At 46.5% G+C, this 22,503-nt stretch carries 20 protein-coding genes; 9 read left to right on the forward strand and 11 right to left on the reverse strand.

Features of this window, described 5'->3' with window-relative positions; genetic code table 11:
* Nucleotides 1-90 precede the first annotated feature (90 nt).
* From ACO0KY_RS01310 to ACO0KY_RS01330, 5 genes are all read left to right on the forward strand, one after another.
* Nucleotides 91-753, forward strand: a complete 663-nt coding sequence (locus tag ACO0KY_RS01310) for a TnsA endonuclease N-terminal domain-containing protein (protein ID WP_423043612.1) — start codon at nucleotides 91-93, stop codon at nucleotides 751-753.
* Entirely contained in the window at nucleotides 750-2,657 is a 1,908-nt protein-coding gene (locus ACO0KY_RS01315) for a helix-turn-helix domain-containing protein (protein WP_423043614.1), read from the forward strand. The genes ACO0KY_RS01310 and ACO0KY_RS01315 overlap by 4 nt, the downstream gene beginning before the upstream one ends.
* Nucleotides 2,654-3,556 carry a TniB family NTP-binding protein gene (locus tag ACO0KY_RS01320; RefSeq protein WP_423043616.1) on the forward strand — a complete coding sequence of 301 codons (903 nt, stop codon included), beginning with the start codon at nucleotides 2,654-2,656 and terminating at the stop codon, nucleotides 3,554-3,556. Before ACO0KY_RS01315 ends, ACO0KY_RS01320 begins: the two co-directional genes overlap by 4 nt.
* Nucleotides 3,514-4,575 carry a TniQ family protein gene (locus ACO0KY_RS01325; protein ID WP_423043618.1) on the forward strand — a complete coding sequence of 354 codons (1,062 nt, stop codon included), beginning with the start codon at nucleotides 3,514-3,516 and terminating at the stop codon, nucleotides 4,573-4,575. Before ACO0KY_RS01320 ends, ACO0KY_RS01325 begins: the two co-directional genes overlap by 43 nt.
* A 909-nt stretch (nucleotides 4,576-5,484) precedes the next feature.
* Nucleotides 5,485-6,645 carry a DNA cytosine methyltransferase gene (locus tag ACO0KY_RS01330; RefSeq protein ID WP_423043620.1) on the forward strand — a complete coding sequence of 387 codons (1,161 nt, stop codon included), beginning with the start codon at nucleotides 5,485-5,487 and terminating at the stop codon, nucleotides 6,643-6,645.
* A gap of 99 nt (nucleotides 6,646-6,744) precedes the next feature.
* On the opposite strand, the gene ACO0KY_RS01335 is transcribed toward ACO0KY_RS01330, so the two are convergent.
* The 6 genes from ACO0KY_RS01335 to ACO0KY_RS01360 all read right to left on the reverse strand — a co-directional run bounded on the left by ACO0KY_RS01335 (nucleotide 6,745) and on the right by ACO0KY_RS01360 (nucleotide 12,804).
* The gene (locus ACO0KY_RS01335) at nucleotides 6,745-8,490 is read right to left on the reverse strand and encodes an ATP-binding protein (protein WP_423043622.1); all 1,746 of its coding nucleotides are present in this window, start codon (nucleotides 8,488-8,490) and stop codon (nucleotides 6,745-6,747) included.
* Nucleotides 8,491-8,600: 110 nt separating this feature from the next.
* The gene (locus ACO0KY_RS01340) at nucleotides 8,601-8,792 is read right to left on the reverse strand and encodes a hypothetical protein (protein WP_423043624.1); all 192 of its coding nucleotides are present in this window, start codon (nucleotides 8,790-8,792) and stop codon (nucleotides 8,601-8,603) included.
* A gap of 100 nt (nucleotides 8,793-8,892) precedes the next feature.
* Entirely contained in the window at nucleotides 8,893-10,539 is a 1,647-nt protein-coding gene (locus tag ACO0KY_RS01345; protein WP_423043626.1) for a hypothetical protein, read from the reverse strand.
* A 142-nt stretch (nucleotides 10,540-10,681) separates the two neighbouring features.
* Entirely contained in the window at nucleotides 10,682-11,677 is a 996-nt protein-coding gene (gene lipA, locus ACO0KY_RS01350; protein ID WP_422990991.1) for a lipoyl synthase, read from the reverse strand.
* A 32-nt stretch (nucleotides 11,678-11,709) separates the two neighbouring features.
* Nucleotides 11,710-12,378: a lipoyl(octanoyl) transferase LipB gene (gene lipB / locus ACO0KY_RS01355; protein WP_186913905.1), complete on the reverse strand. Its 669-nt coding sequence runs from the start codon at nucleotides 12,376-12,378 to the stop codon at nucleotides 11,710-11,712.
* Nucleotides 12,379-12,480: 102 nt separating this feature from the next.
* Nucleotides 12,481-12,804: a DUF2917 domain-containing protein gene (locus ACO0KY_RS01360; RefSeq protein ID WP_186913906.1), complete on the reverse strand. Its 324-nt coding sequence runs from the start codon at nucleotides 12,802-12,804 to the stop codon at nucleotides 12,481-12,483.
* Nucleotides 12,805-12,991: 187 nt separating this feature from the next.
* On the opposite strand from ACO0KY_RS01360, the gene gcvA reads away from it, so the two are divergent.
* The gene (gcvA, locus tag ACO0KY_RS01365; protein ID WP_186913907.1) at nucleotides 12,992-13,882 is read left to right on the forward strand and encodes a transcriptional regulator GcvA; all 891 of its coding nucleotides are present in this window, start codon (nucleotides 12,992-12,994) and stop codon (nucleotides 13,880-13,882) included.
* 15 nt (nucleotides 13,883-13,897) lie between these two features.
* On the opposite strand, the gene ACO0KY_RS01370 is transcribed toward gcvA, so the two are convergent.
* Nucleotides 13,898-14,698, reverse strand: coding sequence for a DeoR/GlpR family DNA-binding transcription regulator (locus ACO0KY_RS01370; RefSeq protein ID WP_186913908.1), 801 nt, complete (start codon nucleotides 14,696-14,698; stop codon nucleotides 13,898-13,900).
* Between the two features lie 391 nt (nucleotides 14,699-15,089).
* Between ACO0KY_RS01370 and glpD the strand changes: the two genes are divergently transcribed.
* The 3 genes from glpD (at nucleotide 15,090) to ACO0KY_RS01385 (ending at nucleotide 19,151) form a co-directional block, all read left to right on the forward strand.
* Nucleotides 15,090-16,694, forward strand: coding sequence for a glycerol-3-phosphate dehydrogenase (glpD, locus tag ACO0KY_RS01375; RefSeq protein ID WP_423043630.1), 1,605 nt, complete (start codon nucleotides 15,090-15,092; stop codon nucleotides 16,692-16,694).
* Nucleotides 16,695-16,773: 79 nt separating this feature from the next.
* Nucleotides 16,774-18,273, forward strand: a complete 1,500-nt coding sequence (gene glpK / locus ACO0KY_RS01380) for a glycerol kinase GlpK (RefSeq protein ID WP_423044134.1) — start codon at nucleotides 16,774-16,776, stop codon at nucleotides 18,271-18,273.
* Nucleotides 18,274-18,443: 170 nt separating this feature from the next.
* Nucleotides 18,444-19,151 carry an MIP/aquaporin family protein gene (locus ACO0KY_RS01385; RefSeq protein WP_423043632.1) on the forward strand — a complete coding sequence of 236 codons (708 nt, stop codon included), beginning with the start codon at nucleotides 18,444-18,446 and terminating at the stop codon, nucleotides 19,149-19,151.
* Nucleotides 19,152-19,275: 124 nt separating this feature from the next.
* Here ACO0KY_RS01385 and ACO0KY_RS01390 read toward each other — a convergent pair whose 3' ends face one another.
* The 4 genes from ACO0KY_RS01390 to ACO0KY_RS01405 all read right to left on the reverse strand — a co-directional run bounded on the left by ACO0KY_RS01390 (nucleotide 19,276) and on the right by ACO0KY_RS01405 (nucleotide 22,453).
* Nucleotides 19,276-19,551, reverse strand: coding sequence for a DUF493 family protein (locus ACO0KY_RS01390; RefSeq protein ID WP_423044136.1), 276 nt, complete (start codon nucleotides 19,549-19,551; stop codon nucleotides 19,276-19,278).
* A 189-nt stretch (nucleotides 19,552-19,740) separates the two neighbouring features.
* A complete protein-coding gene (locus ACO0KY_RS01395; protein WP_423043634.1) occupies nucleotides 19,741-20,586 on the reverse strand; it encodes a D-amino acid aminotransferase in 846 nt (281 codons plus the stop codon).
* A 172-nt stretch (nucleotides 20,587-20,758) separates the two neighbouring features.
* Nucleotides 20,759-21,133 (reverse strand): hypothetical protein, encoded by a 375-nt coding sequence (locus ACO0KY_RS01400; protein WP_423043636.1) that lies wholly within the window; start codon nucleotides 21,131-21,133, stop codon nucleotides 20,759-20,761.
* Nucleotides 21,134-21,304: 171 nt separating this feature from the next.
* Nucleotides 21,305-22,453 carry a D-alanyl-D-alanine carboxypeptidase family protein gene (locus ACO0KY_RS01405; RefSeq protein ID WP_423043638.1) on the reverse strand — a complete coding sequence of 383 codons (1,149 nt, stop codon included), beginning with the start codon at nucleotides 22,451-22,453 and terminating at the stop codon, nucleotides 21,305-21,307.
* Nucleotides 22,454-22,503: the final 50 nt, after the last annotated feature.

Below are 22,503 nucleotides of genomic sequence, written 5' to 3' on the forward strand. Positions count from 1 at the left end.
GAATATGCCCTACGCACAGCTTATATATTATCAGAATAGCTCGGCTAGATTTACTTGGGCGAATGCATAATTTACGCTCCCCGGAGGTATATGCCTATACGTAAAATTCCCAAAAACCACCTGGTCGTGACCGGTAGCTTTGCCAGCTGCAAGAACGACCAGATGGATGCCTTCGAATCTCTTCTCGAAAAAGAATACATGCTACTCTTGGAGTTCGACGAACGCGTCTTACGATTCGAACCGCAGCCAGTCACCATTGCCGTTCCAGGAATTCCCAAGGGATATGTTCCTGACGTTTTAGTTCATTACCATCCAGACCCGATATCCGGAAAAATTCCCAAATCCTTACTTACCGAGGTCAAGCACACCGACGACCTCCAGCGCAACGCACAAAAATATGCCCCCAAATTTGCGTTGGCAGAAGAATATGCATCCGAATGCGGGTGGGAATTTCGGATAACAACGCAAGTTGATATCCGAACGCCGCTGCTGGCAAATCTCAAATTTCTGCGCGAATACCGCAATATTGAACCGGCGAATCAAGATAGTTTGGGGTTGATCCAAATCGTGCGGGGAAATGGCGGTCTTTCCTCCGTCGAGAGTCTACTTGAGCGACTTGCCGTAACCGATGACGACCGACTGCACTGGCTTCCTATTATCTGGCATGCGGTCGTCACACGAGGTTTGCTTACTGACTGGGATCAACCCATCAATAACGATACAGTGCTCCAGTTGCCTGAGGACGTTATATGAGTAAACAGGAACGCACGCTGCTTTGGATTACCGAAGGCGCAACGATCACCAACAACGGTCGCGACTACATCATTGTTTCGCTTGCGGACATCAACTTGGTCTTGGCAAAAGAAGTCGGTTCCAATGAGAAAGTGCTGTTGAAGATTGGCGATATAGGGCCACCAAAGAAGATAGGCGAAGCCAAGGCACCTCAAGCCGTTGCCAAGGAATTGGCTGTCGTGTCGGAAGAGGATTGGGCAGTTGCCGAGGAACGTCGTCGACATATAGAACCTCTGCTCAGGAATGACTATCAAAAATCGAATGCTCTTGCCGACCAAGCGGCAGCTGCGGCCGGCGTGAGTCGTGCAACGATTTACAGATGGTTAGCTACATTTAGGGAAACAGGCTTGCTATCGTCGTTGATTCTGAATCCAGGAGGTAAAGGGGGAAAGCGGCCATCGCGCTTATCTCCCGAGGTCGAGGCAATTATTGAGGACTGCATTGAGAACTTTCATGATACGGATCAAAGCCCGTCGACCGCTGCAACGATCACAGAAATCCGCCGGCGCTGCTCCAATGCAAATTTGAATTTGCCGGCAGCAAATACGATTCGTAATCGCCTTGAACAAACCATGGGGCGTGAGCGGATTGCAAAACGTAAAGGTATGGCGGCCGCACACGACCAGTTCGACCCCATCAAGGGACAGATTCCCGATGCCGACTGGCCGCTGGCCATGGTACAGATCGATCATACTGAGCTGCCTGTCATTATCGTCGATGACATACACCGAAAATCGATTAAACGCGTCTGGATCACGTTGGCGATCGATGTCAACTCGCGTGTTTGTCTCGGTATGCATTTGTCGCTTGATGCCCCTTCCGCCATGTCTGCTGGCATGTGCATTGCACATGCGATTCTTGCAAAAGAGAAATGGCTGGCACGTTTACATATCACGTCGACCGACTGGCCGTGCTGGGGGACGATGAGCGTATTGCACATGGATAATGCACGCGAGTTTCGCGGCAATATGCTGAGCGTTGCATGCAAAGAATACGATATCGATCTGCATTTACGTCCTGTCAAAAAGCCTCGCTATGGCGCGCATATCGAAAGGTTGATGGGCACGGTTTCCGAAGGGCTAAAGACGGTGAAGGGCGCGACATTTTCAGGACCAGACGAAAAGGGAGAGTACGACGCTGAAGGGAATGCATGTATGACCTTCAGTGAACTTGAACGTTGGCTTGTGTTGTTCTTTGCGGCTTACCATCGGAAACGTCACTCAGGAATCGGTATGCCACCATTGGTTAAGTGGAAGGAAGGTCTGCTCGGAACGAAAGGTAAACCTGGGCGAGGTTTGCCTGCTCGGCGTTTAGATGAAGAGAAAATGCGCATAGATTTTATGCCATTCTTAGAGCGAACTGTCCAAAATTACGGCGTTCTGATTGATGATGTTCATTACTACCACGATGTACTTCGTCCCTGGATTAATGCGGAACATCCAGAATTTAAAGGCCATCGTCGTAAGTTCCGGTTTCACCGAGATCCGAGGGATATAAGCACCTTGTATTTTTTCGACGAGCTCGTTGGACGTTACTGTGCTATTCCATATCGTGATACCAGTTTGCCTCCAGTCAGTATTTGGGAGCTACGCGATGGGCATCGCCGCGCTGATGAAAGAGGTATTCCACACGAGAACGAAAAAGCGGTGTTCGCATTAATTAATGAGCAACGCAAAATTGAAGAAGATGCCGCGGCAAAAACAAAATCCGCCAGACGAGCCCAACAGCGCCGAACATTGCACGTTGAAGCACGCAAAGTGACTGCTGAAAACCTGCCGACCGTAAGCAGCTCACTTCCAAGTGGATTACCTCCTTCAGTCCGCGGCTATGATCCTGATGCAGTAATCCCATTGGATGACGAATGAAGCCGACGGCGAGCGACTATTTTCATCTGAATGAAACAGCAAAAGCGTTGGTTGAACGCAGCGACGAAGAGCGTATCTACGCTATTCGCGAGGGAACCTGGCTCGGCTATAAGGATGCCAAACGCATTCTCGCCAAGATGGAAGATCTGTTGAACTATCCGCGCATCACACGTATGCCGAACATGCTGCTAGTCGCACCATCGTTCAACGGAAAGACATCGATCCTCCAGCGATTTTTGTCGCTGCATCAACCTGATCTGGATCCTACCAATGAAGTCACAATTTGTCCGGTCATTATGGTCGAGTCTCCACCAAAGCCGGATATTTCTGATTTTTATACGCGCATTCTGGATGTGCTCATGACACCTTACAAGCCGACAGCCTCGGTGTCAGAGAAGTATTCGCAGATCAAGCGACTGTTTCGCCAGATGGAAGTGAAAATGCTGATCGTTGACGAGATTCATCATTTGATCGCAGGTAGCCTGAATCGACAGCAGGAATTTCGCAATGCGTTGAAGAGCCTTGGTAATGAAACCATGGTGACGATCGTCGCTGCTGGTATTGAGGACGCCTACAATGCTTTCAATACCGATCCGCAGATGTCGAGCCGTTTCACCCCAGAAGAGCTGCCACTCTGGAAGGCCAACAATGAATTTGGCTCTCTCCTGGCAACACTCGAAATGCGTATGCCTCTCAGACTGGCATCGAATTTGAAGGATCCGGCGACGATGCTGGCCATCCATACCCGCAGCGAGGGAACGTTGGGCGATATGTGCGACCTGGTCAAGGAGCTGGCTGTTGATGCTATTCGTAGCAAGGAAGAACGTATCACGCTTGACAGGGTAAATGCGCTGCAATGGGTTCCGCCTTCCAAGCGCAAGCAATATCGGCGTCACTGACCGCAATGCGTGGCTTCACTTCACCGTTGTGGCCAATACGTTATAAGCCGTTTCCGGATGAATTGCTCTCGTGTTGGCTGGTGCGCCTGGCGCATGGGCATGGTCTAAAGGTACAAACATTCTGCAACCTGATGTTCGGTAATCGGCGTCAAGTTTGGAATCGGGATGTTGATCGATTAGCTCCGGCATGGTTAGTCGACGAACTCATTCTGCGCACAGGAACTTCGCCTGAGACGGCATGGGGAACGACCTTGCACCCTTACGAAGGCATTCTTTATCCCAAATTTCGTTTATCCAGTACCTTGAGGTGGATCCTTGCGCTCAAGGTATATCACCGGACGCGCCAAGGATATGGTTTGCAATTTTGTCCTACATGTTTGGCTGAAGACGAAATTCCCTATTTTAGAAAGCACTGGCGAATTGCGTTAAATACCGTTTGCAGCACACACGGCACCATGCTTTTCGATCGGTGCCCGCATTGCGGTGCCGCGGTTGCCTTTCATCGTCTTGATATGGCTGGAGCTGAGGCCATTGATGTCGCACCGCTGTCGTATTGTCACTCGTGCCAATTTGATTTTAGGGAAGCGGTACCGGCAAATCCGATTGTCTACGATGCGGACACATCTTCATTATTGCTCGAAGCGTGTCGCCAATTCGAGCATGACGAGGTACTGGAGTCAGAGTGGGATTTGGGACACTTCGCAGTGATGCATCAGTTATGCAGAATTATGACTACGCGATACAAGCATGCGCATTTAAGGGAGTTCGTGTTGGATCAAATTGGAGTGCCAGATATTGAATTGATAGGCGGGCATATCCCTTTTGAAATGCGGACTATACAGGAACGGCATCACTTATTGCAGTTGGTTGGCTGGCTTATGGTCGATTTGGAACCACGACTTACTGCTGCTTGGCGTGCTAAGGCTGTACGTTATAACTTGCTACTGAAGGATTTTGATGATCCGCCGATGTATTACAAATTCATTGCCGAGAAGTTTTCTAATTGGCGTGATAAATGAACTGGAAAATGGGTAATTCTAAGAAATGCAATCATATAAAAAATTTTTATTTTTTTTAAAAATACGTAATAAGATTTTTGTGTATTTGAAAAGAACCCAGCCTACGCTTCATCAAAATATTGTTATATTGGAACCGTATGAATAAAGAAAACCTTGATCAGCTTCTGAGACTCAAAAAGAAGTTATTGGATGCCATAAGGCAGGGGCGGAGTAGACATTGGTGCTTGACGCTGTGGAGTCGATACATACGTGCTCGAGATCTGTTGCAATGTGTTCGTTGTAAGTCGTCCGAGAAAACTCAAGCGCATCACATTTTTCGCAAAGTCACCTACCCGAAGGGATGCTTTGAACTAGGAAATGGCATTACTCTATGTCATACCTGCCACCGGACGATACATGCAGAATTCAATGGCCATCCAGATATTAACGAGCCGCTAAATGCTAAAGGAGGGGATGATCAAGACGAAATTGCATATCTTTACGGGATACTCCTGGATGATGCTCAGGTGCGCAACCTTAATCAGGACGAGTTTTACTATATATGCGACGATATGTTGCAATTTTTTGTCGCAGTACAAGGTTATGAGGAAATGTATTGGTCAGTACAGAGCCGCGAAATAAGTAGACTACGAATGTCCCATGAGATACTCCTAGATATCTGAAGCTTAAAATCTACCCAGCTGCGCTTCGCTTTATAGGATATTTTGAGACGACGATTGTACGCGCGATATCTACTTACTCCATTTTAATTTTGGCAAAATAGAAATTGAATCCAATCTATAGGTCATGACTAACGATGCAGCAAATTCTTCGAAAGGTAGATGGCATATCATGATTATTTTCATTTAGCGATCGCTTTTTTTAGTGTTTGTGAAACAATGCTGAAAGCTGTTAAAATGGAGAGTTAACATGGAAAAAAAACTTAAAATAGTCGATTTGTTTTGCGGATGCGGCGGTTTCGGATTGGGCGCAAAGCAAGCCGAATTCGACGTTGTAGCTGCAGTTGACATAGACACTACTCTCCAGTCGGCTTATCGTCTTAACTTTCCCAAAACCCGCGTCCTAAATGGAGATTTATCCAAGATGGATAAGGACGCATGGCACTTAATTCTTGGGGATGAAAAAATTGATGGCGTCATAGGAGGCCCACCATGCCAAGGCTACAGCCGAATGGGTAAAGGTGACGTTAATGATCCGAGAAGGTCATTGCTTTATCATTTTTTTCGAACGATAAATATAATTCAACCAAGTTTCTTCGTGATGGAAAATGTTGAAGGACTTCTCGACGAAGGGAATATAGAGGAGTTACAAAAGGCCATTGCAACAGCTGATCGTAAATACACCATTCTACCTCCTATAATATTAGATGCATCAAAATACGGCGTACCGACGAAACGAAAACGCGTTGTAGTCATTGGATATGTTGCACAAATATTCGAAAAAATTACTGAAGATGACTTAATTGCTGCTCAGCAACCAAGCGTAACCGTAAAAGACGCGATTCAAGATATTCCAGAGCCAGTGCCCCAATCGAAGGATAAGGGTAATTTAGGATGGTCTAAATATCGGGAAATAGGGAGTGTCTCTTCTTATGCGGCTAAAATGCGTTCGGCTCCGCCAGAAAACATGGGATCGCCGGAAGCAATTGAGATGCTGGCTCGTGGCTATACGTCTGGTAACTTTGAGACGATTCATACTGATTTAGTTAAGCAACGCTATGAGGCGACGAAACCGGGAGAGGTCGATAAGGTTAGTAGAGCCAAGAAATTAGCTTGGAATGGATTGTGCCCGACGCTGCGAGCCGGTACTGGAGTCGACAAGGGCAGTCATCAAGCGGTTCGCCCGTTGCATCCTGAAGCAGCTAGAGTTATTACAGTAAGAGAAGCAGCACGACTGCAAGGTTTTCCGGATTGGTTTTGTTTTCACTCGGCGAAATGGCATAGTTTTCGCATGATCGGAAACAGCGTGTCGCCAATAGTATCTGAAGCAATTTTAAAATTGCTTCAGAAGAAATTATCTATCAAATCGCACCAAAAAATTGAACGCTCCGCCCGCAAGCGTAATGGCTAGAAATAGAGTAATTTACATGCAAGATCTCCCTAAGTTTTTGCTCCTGAAAATCTTGGGTTTGAGCGTTACTATTTTCTAAGAAGCAAGATACGTAAATATTTATTTGTAGCAAGCTTTTATGAAGGGATGGATATCTCTCCAAAATGGGCGGATCAATTCACCGGATAGAAAGTTGCTTTTCGAATGAATACTGTTTTGTAGGTATTCGATCGAAATAACTTCTTCGCCTCTTGGACTACAAATACTTTTGATCGCTGCTATTTCATTGCCATCAGTCAATATGTTGTTTTGCTCCATGTAGTGCACAATCGATTTCACAGTCTTTGCCAAACTCCCTTTATGCTCAAGTTGAGTTACCCCTGGGTGTCTGCTGCTATAGTACTTGCAACTTTCCTCAATAAACACACGCAATAGCAGCATTGTTGAACAAGCGAAATTTTTAATCTCCAGCTTTTGCAATTCATTGACGATCGCCACCAATTTTGGTGATGTGCTAGGAATTTTAAATTGAACTCGACTTGTGATATTTGGCCCGAACAAATAATTCCATTGGTTTGGGTGTTCTTGCACGTTATATTTATCTGTGCTGGGAGCCACTCCTTGATTGGCTTGAGCAGCAACACCATGAGTCGTTGACGCGTTCTGGTTGCCATTTAATGTTGCCTGAGTAGCGGCATCGCCTGAGATTGCAGCTTCATTGGATGAATTTGCACTAGGCAGCAGTGATAACTGAGAAGACCCTTGCCTTTCTGGATCAGTAGAAATTTGGAAATTTATTTTTCCCTTTTTTACCTTATCCGTGAATGATCTCCATTTCGAAGAGTAATCTCTCATATGTTTCAATGCATCCACATAAACGGCGTTATGTAAGTCAACATCTTCCTTACTTGTGCTCCAAGGTAAGAGTCTTGGCTCCCCTCTCAAATGCACAATTCCAACAAAACCATAATGTTGTGAATGTCTTTCAGTATCCCATCCGACCTTATGGGTCATTTCATTTATAAGGATAGCTCTATCATTACAGTAAACCGTCCAGCCGTAATCTTCGGTAGGAATTTTGATCGCATTTTCTGTACCTGGATCCTCACCCGTGAACAAGTGCAAGTGATGCCGCCCAAGTTTTATTTCAACCGATACGCCATCTTTTACAAATTGGGTTTCTAAAGGTTTGAAGTGGACACTTTCTTTTATTGAGGGCACTAATGCTGGAATTTGGGCGCCGTTTAAAGTAATGATGCATCCTTTATTCTTTATAAGACAGCCGTAACGTTTCGATAATTGCGCGATTAAACTTCCTTTCCATTTAGAGTCGGAGAAGGCTAAAGCTACATCGTCTGTTAGTGCATGGACTTGGACCAGCGTTCCTTGCAAGCCTTGCTTTGACTTTACTGAAATTGGGATATCCCAAATATCGTTGTTCATATACTCAACAACATTCCAATTTACTTCGATCCTCTCGTCGGTTGTTTCGCTTGTGATGGATACATCCTTGCCTAGCTTAAATAATGCCCGATTCAACCCAACGCCAAATGCTCCTATTCCGTCCACGTGTGAGGTTACCGCACCGAAGCGCAGAGTACTTTCGGACATTTCATTTATTCCAATGCCGGAAGCGTAGTCCTGAATGCTAAAGGTACTGCCGTCAAACTTGATTTCAATTAAGCCGCTATCGTTTTCCTTTTTTGCGTCGATCGAATTATCAATTAGGTCGAAAATGCAAGCTTCAACTGTTAAATCTCGAGTTATACCTTCGATCAATAATTTTTTTGTGGGACGAGTATCAGCGGCAATATTTTTTTCTTCTTCATCGGTGTTCGGGGCAGTAACTAAATCAGTCTCTGACATACTTCGATCCTCTTTATAGAAACAATCACAATACCATTGATCGTATAACAAGCATTTGGAGTTTGTCGAGCAAATACATAGCAGAACTTTAATGATTCAAAAGAATTCAATTAATTCTCAATTCGTGTAATCAATTCCGATTCATCGCTGACGGTATGGAATGTATCTGCGTGACAGATCTCACCAAGTCCGAAGTAATCGATATCCTCAGGACTTTTTTCATCGCGAAGTCTCTGTATTTCGATTGGTGACTGCATCAATTTCAAATCAACATCACGCTTTATCAAAGAGGTTGGTTCCATAGCGGATCCTTTCTAAAGTTTTTGTAGGCCCATTCTGATTGATCGCAGTCAATACTCGTAACGTATCCTAACTAAGCAACGAAGTGCCGCTTTCTAGCGGCTATTGCGTGTCAAATACCCACCGAATCAAGTGTGAGGCATTTTCTGTTTTTGGTTCTGGTCTTGAAATGAAATCGGACGCAGCACAGGCCAATGTTTCCACAAGATCTGTTTCATCATCGTTAGATGGTAGATACAGTTTCATATGCACTGGAGACGACTCAACAGCGACGATTTTTATGCATTCCGTTTCGTATTCCACCGAGAATACCGCCACGCGCCTCTCGCGTAACCGATTTTCACCCCTCTCGATAAATAAGCTTGCATCGATTTCCCCATCTTCGCTTACCAGCACTGTAATAGGAATGGTCCAGCCATCCTGCTCGCTATTCGTTAGCAGCTGAATATTGAAGCCGTCCAATACCTCTAATTCGTCGACAATTGCGCGAAGAAATTCCGGCACTGGAAATTCGGATTGCTGTTTGGCGCGTATTTCGAAATCAATAGGGCGGGCGCGTCGTTCTGAATCTTGGCTACCTACCGCAGAATGCTGAACGTCACTTGGGCGAGTGCCGCCAAAGACATTATTTGCGGATGGTTCCGACAGTACTCGATTTCTCCAGATCGTCTTCAGTGTGAGGTCTGGGAAGCGTGCAGCTCCCCATCCTGGTCGAGTTTGTTTAGTCAGTTTGTTCGAGGCATCTGTTTCTATGAGTTGCTGATCTGGCGAATCACTTGCTGACTTTCTCACTATGCGCGCGCCTGACTCATTTTTCTCTTGACCATTTTTCCGGACAGATGATGGACTGCGATCTTTCACGTCATATCGTAGTGATCGAAATGGAAACGGGTAGGAGCAAGAGCGTAGGCTGTAGGCGATGAACGTGGCACGCGGATCGTCCTGGAACGACAGCCATTTTCCGGAGGCGATAAGATCCGTCTGACCTTCAAATGGAAAGTAAGCCTGAGGATACGCACCTTGACCGGATACTGATCCTTTGAGTAGCGATGCTCCGACGTGTACGGCGGTTCTCCATGCATGCGGATCCATATGTATGCGCCCGATGTCGGCGGCAGACACGCCAGAGATACCGGCAGCAAGCTGTAAGGTAAGTCGGCCGCTGTTCTTGTCGAAATGGGATTTGTTGTAAAGCGTATCGCGAACCAGTGGTGGCAGGAACAGCTTGGTCAACAGATTACTGGACGAGCCGAAATAGAATCGGATCAACTCCATGCACGGAATGATCAGCCGGAGATTTTCCTGTAGCTCGACCATCAGGCAATACGACTGCGTGCATTCCATGTGCCATGGGTGTTCTGTGCGTGGTAGCAGAAAGCCCTTTTCTTCCAAATTTAAACCCGCCTTAACCAGAACTGCAGTTTCAGCGTTGATCTCAAGGCTGAGAAATTGTTCGAGTTCGTAATCTGGAGTTGCTGCTAGCTGACCATTTCGCCAGATGTCGCCAATGCGCAGCAGAGGCAATGTTCCGATGGAAACCCACACCTTGCGTTGTCTCGACGCAAATGTGCAGTCTGAGGCAAGGAGCAGAGCGGGATTTTTCTGAAAGGAAGTATTTAGTACACGCGAAAGGTGCACCAGTACGGAAGGTTGGGTTCGGCGTAGCAGTCGATTGGGGAAAGCAACTTCGCCGAACCAGTCAATTCGCCAAAAATTTTCATCCTTCGGAAAGGCGAAAATTGATGGCAAGTGATTGTTATTAAAGGATTTTTTCGAAAAGTCCACTAAAGGCGTTAATTGACTTATCTTGTCAGTAAATGATTTGTCTCACCACTTACTGATCTTCCACACAACTCGTCTAATTTGATTATTGCCAGTTAGTCTTTGACAATTACTCACCAATCCCATGCGCCTGTTGGTCAGCATGGTAGCTGGAGCGAACCATTGCACCGACGGCGGCGTGGGCGAAGCCCATTTTGTAGGCTTCTTCTTCGTACATTTTAAAGACGTCAGGATGTACATAGCGGCGCACTGGCAAGTGGTGACCACTTGGTGCCAGATACTGGCCGATGGTTAACATGTCAACGTTATGCGCACGCATGTCGCGCATGACTTGTAAGACTTCTTCATCGGTCTCACCGAGGCCAACCATGATGCCGGATTTGGTCGGTGTATTCGGATGCATTTCTTTAAAGCGTTTCAACAGATTTAAAGAGTATTCATAATCAGAACCAGGGCGTGCTTCTTTATAGAGGCGTGGTGCGGTTTCCAGATTGTGGTTCATCACATCTGGTGGTGCCATGTTCAGAATTTCTAAAGCACGATCCATACGACCGCGGAAATCTGGCGTCAGAATTTCGATGCGTGTCATTGGAGACAATTCGCGGATTTTGCTGATGCACTCGGCAAAATGGGCGGCACCGCCATCACGTAAATCATCGCGGTCAACAGAAGTGATGACAACATAGCTGAGTTTTAAGTCAGCGATGGTTTTTGCCAGATTGGCGGGTTCATTGACATCGAGTGGATCAGGACGGCCATGACCCACGTCGCAGAATGGGCAGCGGCGGGTGCATTTGTCACCCATGATCATGAAGGTGGCAGTACCTTTACCAAAGCATTCACCAATGTTCGGGCAAGAGGCTTCTTCACAGACCGTCACCAGTTTATTGGCACGCAGGATGTCTTTGATTTCGTAAAAACGGGTGGTTGGCGAACCGGCTTTGACACGTATCCAGTCTGGCTTCGGCAGACGTTCCATCGGTACAATCTTGATAGGAATACGCGCAGTCTTACTCGCGCCTTTTTGCTTTTCAGTCGGATCGTAGGCGGCAGTAGCCGCATTGCTGGTGTCAGCAGGAGAGACAGGAGTATTTTCGGTTGTCATGATACGGAGCGGTGTCGAAAAATTTCAAAAATTCAATCGGGTGCAGACAATAAGTCTTGCAAATTCTGTGCGAGGGCGTTTTGTACATCGGCTAAGGCAGCATGGACGCCCAGAGTTTTCATGTCGACCGTTGCCAGTCCGGCATAACCACAAGGGTTAATCCACGAAAACGGCGCTAAATCCATGTCCACATTCAGGGATACGCCATGGTAGGTGCAACCGTTACCACGTACTTTGAGGCCTAACGCTGCAATTTTTGCGCCTTTAAATGCGCCATCACTAACATAGATGCCGGGTGCGCCTTCTTTGCGTTCGCCAGCCAGATTATACGCTGCCAACGTATCGATCACGGCTTGTTCTATCTTGTGAACGAATTCCCGCGCAAATAAACGTGCTTTGGGGTGGCTACGACGCAAGTCCATCATGAGATAAATGACAACTTGACCTGGGCCGTGGTAGGTGACTTCGCCACCGCGGTCAGTTTGAACCACAGGGATATCATGCGCCGCCAACACGTGCGACTGATCGGCACCCAACCCCAGCGTAAATACCGGCGGATGTTCGACAATCCAGAATTCATTGGGCGTATTGGCATCACGCGCGTCAGTAAAGGCGCGCATCGCATCGAAGGTCTGCTGATAAGGCTCAGTGCCACGCTGCAGAATGATGGGCGTAGTGGAAGTAGAGGTGCTGTTTTGCATAGACCGCTAGTTTAACATTCCTTACCAGCGACTGCGGTTTTTCGCAGAGGATAAACACATACAACCAGCGTGTTTCGCCAGTTGTCGTGTGATTCAATAACATTAAGCAAAGACGTGTGTCAGTTTTTGAGACAGTTTTTGGAAGTAATTAGACACTGCGAATTCTGGTTGTTGCACGACGACCGGGCTGGTCACTGTTTGCAATTCGATCAAACTTGCTTTTTGATCGGCTTCTACGACCACCATGCGATTGGCTGGAATGACAACGGTTTCATCGTCAGTGAGCCAGAAATCACAATCTTCACCAGCAATGGTCAGCCAGACGCGACCGCATACGACTCTGACTTTACGATCGACAGGGGATACGCCAGAAAGTGTTTTTCCAGCAGTGATAGTGTAAGATGGGTTTGCGAAATTATTTGTCATTTCCTTGCTCCTTGTTGTGCAGCAAAAAATCAATAAAAAATTGACATCTCAGGGGAAAATCCAATGCTGCATTGCGATGTATGCATTGTAGGCGTTTGTAATTCAGAAACAAAACGAGAAATTTTGGCTTTGCTTGCTAATAAAATTAACATTGTTATGTGTATTCTTGATGATAGATATATGAAAAATGGATATCAGAAAACTGCCTAATTTAGCGGCACTGCGTGCATTTGAAGCGGCAGCACGGCATCAGAATTTTTCTAAGGCGGCAGAAGAGATCCATTTGACCCACGGTGCCGTCAGTCATCAGGTACGGGCACTGGAAGAAGAGTTGGAAGTTGAATTGTTTGCGCGGCATGGTAAGCGCTTGGTGTTGAATGCCGAAGGCGAGCGGTACGCGGCAGCGATACGATTGTGTCTGCAAAATTTGGTCGAAGCCACAGAACAATTGCAAAAACGTAATCAACAAAAACGTCTCGGTGTTACGTCATTGCCTTCATTTGCTGCGCGTTGGTTGTCACCACGTCTGGGGCGCTTTATTGAGCACTATCCGGATTTAGAGGTCAGTTTGCAGTCGAGTAATCAACTGGCGGATTTTTCGCGCGATTCTATTGATATCGGAATACGTTTTGGGCTTGGAAATTATCCGGGTCTGGTTTCTGAATTTTTGATGGGTGATTACTATTACCCCGTCGTCAGCCCGCGTTATCACGGCGGTAATTTGCCAATGACCCCGGCTGAACTGGCGGCGTCCAATTTATTGCGTTGCGAAGAAGAGCCGTGGGAACCATGGTTTCGCGCTGCCGGTTTAAATAATGAAGAGCCGACCAGCGGCCTGGTGTATCAGGATGCATCGATTCTCGCACGCGCAGCGGTGGACGGGCAGGGCATTGCTTTAGGGCGGCATGCCATCGTGCAATCGGATATTGAAAGTGGTCAGTTAGTCAGACTGTTTGATGTAGAAATCCCTAGCCCGGTTTCATATCATCTGGTGTATCAGGAACAGTCACTCAAGAAGCCGCAAGTAAGAGCATTTCGTGAATGGTTATTAGCTGAAGTGGCATTGATAAAACGCTAGGTCGCACAGACTAAATCAAGCAAGCATGATTTTTGTTTTGATTTTGTCAAAAGTTGCATGCATTTGTTCTGGCACATCTTTATCGGTAAACAGCACATCGATTTGCGATAAGTGTCCTAATTTGACCAGGGCTGGGCGATCAAATTTGGAATGATCTGCCGCTAAAAATACGGTTCGCGAATGTTTGATGATTGCCTCGGAAACCCGTACTTCGCGGTAGTCAAATTCACGCAGCGTGCCATCCATTTCTATGCCAGAAATACCGATGATGCCGAAGTCGACCTGAAACTGATTAATCACATCCACTGCCGCTTCACCGGTTAAGCCACCGTCGCGCGGGCGTACCACACCACCAGTCACAATCACCTCAATATCTTGGTAATTGCTCATGATGCTGGCAACGTTCATGTTATTGGTAATCACACGCAAATTGCGGTGATGACACAAGGCGCGCGCAATCTCTTCCGTGGTTGTGCCCAGGTTAATAAACAGGGTTGCCTGATCGGGAATATGCCGCGCCACCAAAGCGGCGATCCGGCGCTTTTCTTCAGATAGCAAAGTCTGGCGCGTGTTGTACGCCATATTTTCGGCGCTGGAAGTTAATCCGACACCACCATGAAAACGTCGCAATAAATTCATATCGGCTAACAAATTAATATCGCGCCGTATGGTTTGTTGCGTGACCCGGTATTGCGCGGCGAGTTGTTCCACCGAAGCAAAACCTTCTCTCTGAACATTTGCCAACATTTCTTGTTGTCGCAAATTGAGTGTTTGCGTAGATGTCTGGCTGTATGACGGCGGTAGCGTGGTCGGCATGTAACAAGCTTCCTTCAACGAAAGAGAAAATGTTCGAAAACGAAAATATGCATTGTAATCGAAGCATGTATCAAGCGTGTTTCAGAGAAAAATATGGGTGAGGGGCAGGGCGGATGCAACCCTGTGTATTGATGAGCTTGGATTTTCGTATGGGTTGAACCCCCCCCTTACTCTTTATATGTAGCAGGTACTGGTATTGGCACCTATGCTGAAATGATGAGGTAAGAACAGGGTTTTTGGGTGAAGTTAAAATGTTCGAAAACGAACTTGTAATTATTCGTTTGGTGATTTATGATCGATTTAAAACAAAAAATTGATGATCAATATCTCAATAACATCTAATTCTTCGATTTTTTTAATCATTTATTAATTGCAATGGCGGCCTGACATCATGGCGAATGATCAACATTACGATTTACTGGTTGTGGGTGGCGGCATCAATGGTGCTGGCATTGCACGTGATGCTGCCGGGCGCGGTTTGCGTGTTTTATTGTGTGAGAAGGATGACCTTGCCGGACACACTTCATCAGCGAGTACCAAACTGATCCATGGTGGCTTGCGCTATCTCGAATATTATGAATTTGGTCTGGTGCGTAAAGCGTTGAAAGAACGCGAAGTATTGCTGCGAGCGGCACCGCATATCATTTGGCCATTGCGTTTTGTGATGCCGCATGTGCCGCATTTACGCCCGGCGTGGATGATACGCATGGGCCTCTTTTTGTATGACCACCTGAGCCGACGCGAATTGCTGCCGGGATCTTGCGGCGTGAACTTAGATAAACATGCGCTTGGTGTTCCCTTGCAAGATAGTATGCACAAAGGCTTCGTCTATTCCGATGCATGGGTCGATGATGCACGTTTGGTCGTGTTAAATGCGATGGATGCCCAAGAACGCGGCGCGAAGATTATGACACGCACTAAGCTGCAGTCGGCGCATCGTGAGGCTGGTTTGTGGCAGGCTACGTTGGTCAAAGACGGGCAGATTGAAATCAAGGTTTCTGCGCGAGCGATTGTGAATGCAGCGGGGCCATGGGCAAGCGAATTATTGCATCAGCATTTACATCAGACGGCGAGAAATGATGTACGCCTTGTGAAAGGTAGCCACATCGTCGTCAAAAAAATGTTTGATCACGATCATGCCTATATTTTTCAAAATCCTGACAAGCGCATCATCTTTGCTATTCCTTATGAGCATGAATTCACGCTTATCGGTACTACGGATCTCGAATATAAAGGTGACCCGGGTAAAGTCAAAATCTCTTCAGATGAAGTCAGCTATCTGTGTGATTCTGCAAACCGCTATTTCAAACAAAGTATCAAACCGGCGGATGTGCTGTGGACCTATTCCGGTGTGCGGCCTTTGCTTGAACAGGAAGATGCTTCGAACCCTTCCGCAGTGACGCGTGACTATCATCTGGAGCTTGACGCTGCACACGACCAGGCACCAATCCTGTCCGTCTTTGGTGGAAAAATTACCACGTTCCGTTGTCTTGCTGAGGAAGCAGTTAACCTGTTTGAACAACCATTAAAAATCACTAAAACAGCATGGACAGCAAATGCGTCTTTGCCTGGCGGGGATATTCCGAATGCCGATTTTTCTGGATTTTTCCAGCGCTTTCAATCGTATTACCCTTGGCTGCCAAAGGCGCTTGCAGAACGTTATGCGCACAGTTACGGTACCCGCGCTTTGCGCATGTTGAGCGACTGTCGTGCGCTTTCTGACTTAGGCGAGCAACTGAGCCCTGGTTTGTATGAAGCCGAAGTGAGGTATCTGGTGGAGAGCGAATGGGCACGTACAACAGATGATATTTTGTGGCGCCGAAGCAAATTAGGTCTGCACGCCACACCTTCTTCAGTACAGGTTTTGCAGGAAAAGTTAACGCACCTATTAGAAGCGGCAGGTCAAGTGCCGTCAGCCGTTTCAACGAATACTGCAGCAACAGCGGCAGGTGCAACAAGCTTAGCAGCAGTTTCAACAACCTCAGCAGTCAGGTAGTCAAGTAGTCGAGCCAATCGTCAGTCAATATTGGCGAATTAAAAAATCTAAAAACGGAGACAAGATGGAGAAGACGCAAATGGATGGCAAATTTATTCTTGCATTAGATCAGGGAACAACCAGTTCTCGTGCTGTGCTATTTGATCGCACTGGTAGTGTGGTTGCTGTCGCACAAAAAGAGTTTCAACAAATTTATCCGCAGCCGGGTTGGGTCGAACATGATCCACAAGAAATCTGGTCAACGCAGGCAGGTGTCGCTGCGGAAGCCGTCGCACACGCTGGTCTGGCGGGTGGTTCGATTGCTGCGATCGGTATTACCAATCAACGTGAAACGACGATCGTGTGGGACAGAGAAACAGGCCGCCCTTTGTATAACGCTATCGTCTGGCAAGATCGTCGTACAGCAGAATTTTGCGACAAGTTAAAAACCCAAGGTCTGGAAGAGAAATTCCGTTCTAAAACAGGTTTGCCGATTGATTCGTATTTTTCCGCGACGAAGATTTGCTGGATTCTGGAACACGTACCAGGTGCACGTGAACTCGCGAATCAAGGGAAATTAGCCTTCGGTACCGTTGATACCTGGCTGGTCTGGAATTTCTCTCAACAAGCATTGCACGTCACGGATGTGACGAATGCCTCGCGCACGATGTTGTTCAATATTCATACTTTGGAATGGGATGAAGAATTGCTCGATATCCTGAAAATTCCACGCAGTATGTTGCCTGAAGTGCGTTCTTGTTCAGAAGTCTACGGTAAAACTAAAACTACATTGTTTGCATCAGAAATCCCGCTTGCAGGAATCGCAGGTGATCAGCATGCCGCCTTATTCGGGCAAATGTGTGTCGAACCAGGCATGGTCAAAAACACCTACGGAACGGGTTGCTTCCTGGTGATGAATACCGGCGAAAAACCAATTGAATCAAAAAATAATTTAGTCACGACGATCGCCTGGAAAATCGGCAATCAGGTTCACTATGCTTTAGAAGGTAGCATCTTTATTGGCGGGGCAGTAGTGCAATGGTTACGAGATGGTCTGGGCATCATTCGTAGCGCCTCAGAAATTGAAGCCTTGGCCAAAAGTGTTCCTCACAGCGATGGTGTGTATCTGGTGCCAGCCTTTGCAGGTCTGGGTGCGCCACATTGGAATCCGCGTGCTCGCGGCACGATGTTCGGTGTGACACGTGGTACAACTTCTGCACACATTGCACGAGCTGCACTCGATAGTATTGCCTATCAATCAGTCGACGTTCTGAAAGCGATGGAAGCTGATCTTGGTGGACGTATTGCGGAGTTGCGTGTCGACGGTGGTGCCGTTGCAAATAATTTACTGATGCAATTTCAGTCCGATATGTTGGGCGTTGATGTTGTGCGTCCGCAAATTACAGAAACCACGGCACTAGGTGCCGCCTATTTGGCAGGACTCGCCGTTGGTTACTGGAAAGATTTAACTGAAATCCAGAGCCAATGGAAATTGGATCAACGCTTTCAACCCGCGATGCCGCAAGCAGAAGTGAATGCTTGCATGAAGGGATGGCAGCGTGCGGTCAATGCCAGCAAAGCGTGGGCTGACGAAGCCTAAAGATAATACTGTCCACCGCAGTAAGCTATGTTGCATCAGCTTAGTTGTCGCGCAATGTTGACATCTGAAAAACGCTGGTGCCGACGTTTGTGTTTATGTTGACCTGGTGTAGAGCAGCTTGCCTGGCAAGCTGTGGTGGCTTACTTTCAAGTATAAAGAAAGAGTGAAAAATGAATCCTTTATTTGCTGAATTTATCGGCACTGCTATTTTGGTTTTATTGGGTAATGGCGTTGTCGCTAACGTGATTTTGAGTAAAACCAAGGGCTTTAATAGCGGTCTGGTGGTGATCGCTTTAGGGTGGGCGATGGCGGTTTTTGTGGCGGTATTTTGTACTGCGGCCGCAAGTGGAGGTCATCTGAATCCTGTAGTAACTATTGCTTTGGCTGTCGCAGATAAATTTCCTTGGGCGCAAGTGCCAGGTTATATTTTGGCGCAAATGGCTGGCGGTATGATGGGCGCGTTTCTGGTGTGGGTTGTGTATTACAAACATTTTGCGGAGACCGCATGTCAGGACAGCAAGCTTGCTGTATTTTGCACCGGTCCCGCGATTCGCGGTACGTTTGGCAATCTGGCATCAGAAGCAATTGCGACCTTTGTGCTGGTGTATGCCGTATTGAATATGGCGGCGCCTAAAGTGGGGTTGGGTGCCATGAATGCCCTGCCGGTGGGTTTGTTGGTACTGGGAATTGGTGTTTCTCTTGGCGGTACGACCGGTTATGCGATGAGTCCTGCACGTGATTTGGGCCCGCGCATTATGCATGCAATTTTGCCTATCCCAGGCAAACGTGACAGTGATTGGAGGTACGCATGGGTACCTGTCATTGGCCCATTGCTGGGTGCTGTTTCTGCGGCCTTGCTATTTACCCTGACCGCATAACTTCATTGAATTTTTAACGGCTTAACAAATTAGTTGAGCAGACCTAAAAACAAACCCTGCTGCACGTGCCAAATATGGACGTGCAGCAGGGTTTGTTTTTTGTACTTGATTTTTTTCCGTATGATTAAAGAACCACTTTGACCATCGGGTGTGCCGACAACTCGCGATACAAGTTATCCAATTGCTCGCGGCTGGTAGCCCATACTGTGACGGTTAAGGCCAGATAGCTTCCTTTACTCGATGGGCGCATGTCCATTTTACCTGCATGAAAAGTTGGATCATACGTCGTAACCACTTCTACCATCGTTTGAGCAAATTCATCATGCATCGCGCCCATAATTTTGATCGGAAATTCGCTGGGATAAACGATCAGACTTTCTTCTGGTGGGATAGGTTTCATTTCCATTTTATTTCCATTTCTTTAGTCAGAGTCGCACTAAGATTTCATACAACGCCGAAACAGCCCGGTTTTGCCTTCTGCAGACCATCTTTGATCCAGACGGCCTTTGCTGAAGGTGGCAATATTGCATGAATTCCTTTGCAGTATTCTGTTGCTCACATTGGGAAATGAATGTGGATGGCAGAATGTTCAGTTCGCTTTGGCTTGCTGATAAGCCTTATACAATTGTTGGTAGATGGGGCCAGGTACGCCATTTCCAATAGTCTGATCGTCAATCCGGACGACAGCAAGAACTTCTTTTGTGGCGGATGAAAGCATGACTTCATCGGCGGCAAATACTTCTTCCCGGGAAATGCGGCGGGCTTCCAGGGGAATTTTCAGTTCAGCACATAATTCTTGAATCAAGCCGTAACGTATGCCTTCCAGGATCAAATTGTCTTTTGGTGGGCCCATCATTACGCCGTTTTTTACTATCCATACATTCGAGGCTGATGCTTCAGTCAGATAGTCATCTCTGAATTGTATGCTTTCTGTGACTGCATGCTCGGCGGCATTTTGCGCTGCCAGTACATTGCCAAGCAACGAAATCGATTTAATTTCGCAATGCAACCAACGTTTGTCTTCCATAGAGACACAAGCAACACCTTGTTCACGGGCTGCTGCTGTCGGCAACACGATAGGATTGGTCATGATGAAGACGGTAGGCGTGGCCTCTTTGGGAAACGCATGTGCCCGTTTGGCAACACCGCGCGTGATCTGAATATAGACCATTTGATCATCTGCCTCATGGGCTGCCATGACTTGATTGATCAAGGAAAACCATTCCTCTTTACTATGCGGATTTGTAATACCTATCGCATTCAGACTACGGAATAAACGTGCGAGATGTTGCTCAGCGCGAAACATTTTTCGTGCATATACAGGAATGACTTCATAAATCCCGTCGCCAAAAATAAATCCACGGTCCAGTACAGGGATTTTTGCTTCAGAAAGAGGTGTCAACGCACCATTGAGGTAGACCAGAGGATCGAGCATGATAATGTTTCCATCAGTTGAGTGAGGAAATCATTTTTGCATGAATCCCGTGGAGGGTTTATGCAAATTAAACATATTTAAGCAGTTGTCGAAATTTAACGAGACCACCAAGTTCTTTAGCTGTAAATATTGGACTTAGCGGTCTTGCCCCGTATCCGGCGACAATGAATTTTTATCTGTTGCTGCCCATACTTGCTGAGCTAGGAATGTTAGCGCTATTTCTCATCATATCAGCAGCTTGATCCGCAGACATTGTTTGCGTACGTTGCGGTCCACACTGACGAATTCGACTTCCTAAAACTTCTTCACAATCTTTAGATTTGCTCACCTGCTTTGGTTCAGATTCAGTCGTAGCACAAGCAGTAAGACTAATAATAACTGTTGCTAATAAAATATTTAATTTCATAATGTCTCCGGTTGAAAAAGTGATAAAGGTAGAAAAGTACCAATTTTTTCCAAGTAATGAGCTTTGAAGTTGCGTAAGCAGAATCAAATCTATTTTTCTAAATATTTTTATTTCTAATTTAGAAAGAAAGTAAAATATCATAAAATGTATCCGAACGTAACATTTTTTATTTTTAAAACTTAATCTTAAGTGCGCTATTAAACGTAAATTTTGCAAAATTTACACTATCGGTTTCTCTCCCTGCTCACGCCACCATATTTCAAAAAAAAACGACAGTTTTTTAAGCTGTCGTTTTTTTAAGTGTAAATTTAATTACTTAAACATCAATCGTATCGAATCCCAGGCACGCCCAAAAATACTCGCCTGATCAACTTGTTCCAATGCCGTTACTGGAAATTCTGCCACTGGTTTTCCATCAAGCATCATTTTTACTGTGCCTACTTTACTGTTCAATGCAATCGGCGCAATCAGTGGGTCTTTACGTTCCAAGGCTGGCTTCAGTTTAGCTGCTGAGCCTTTTGGCAATGTGACATATAAATCATGATCAAAGCCGATTTTGACTTGCGCTTGTGAGCCTTTCCAGACTTGTGGCGTCTCCAGTGTCTGACCTTTGGCATATAGTTTGACGGTGTCAAAGTTCAGATAGCCCCAGTTCAACAGCTTTAAACTTTCTTGAGCACGAATTTGATCACTATCAGCGCCAGTGATGACAGAAATCAAGCGACGTTGACCGCTACCGTTAGGGCGGTTGGCTGACGAGATCAGGCAATATTTCGCAGTTTCTGTGTGACCAGTTTTCATGCCATCAACTGTAGGATCCAGCCACAGCAAACGGTTACGGTTAGGCTGCGTAATTTTGTTGTAGGTATAGCTCTTGGTGCTGTAGTAGGTTTTATAAAATGCCGGGAAATCGCTGATCAGTCGTGAAGCTAAAGTTGACAGATCACGTGCCGTTGCATAATTTTCTGGACTAGGTAGGCCATGTGGGTTCGCATAGTGTGTGGACTTCATCCCCAGACGTTCTGCCTGACGATTCATTTGCACTACAAAGGCTTCTTCGCTACCTGCCACGGCTTCAGCTAAAGCAACGGCAGCGTCGTTGCCAGAGTCGACAATCAAACCGTACAGTAATTCATTGATGGTGACTGGTTTGTTTGGCTCAATGAACATTTTAGAACTGCTTGAATCGACTTTCCAAGCGTGTGTCGACACATTAACGCTTTGATTCAAGTCCAGTTTTTTTTCTGATAATGCAGTAAAGACCAGATAAGCCGTCATGATTTTTGTCAGCGATGCTGGTTCGATGCGCATATCCGGTTCTTGGGCGGCGATGATCTGACCGCTAGTCACATCAAGCAGTAGCCAGGATCTGGCCGCAATGGTTGGTGCCGGGAGAGATTGGGCCATCGCAACTGACATCGTCAGTATCGAGGTGGCGAGTATAGCGAGAAGTTTTTTCATTGGATGCAGCTTATAAAAACAAAAAAAGAGAGAATCGTTGTAGAGCTAAG

It is taken from the genome of Undibacterium sp. Dicai25W (assembly GCF_049340505.1).
GTDB classification, from domain to species: domain Bacteria; phylum Pseudomonadota; class Gammaproteobacteria; order Burkholderiales; family Burkholderiaceae_D; genus Undibacterium; species Undibacterium jejuense.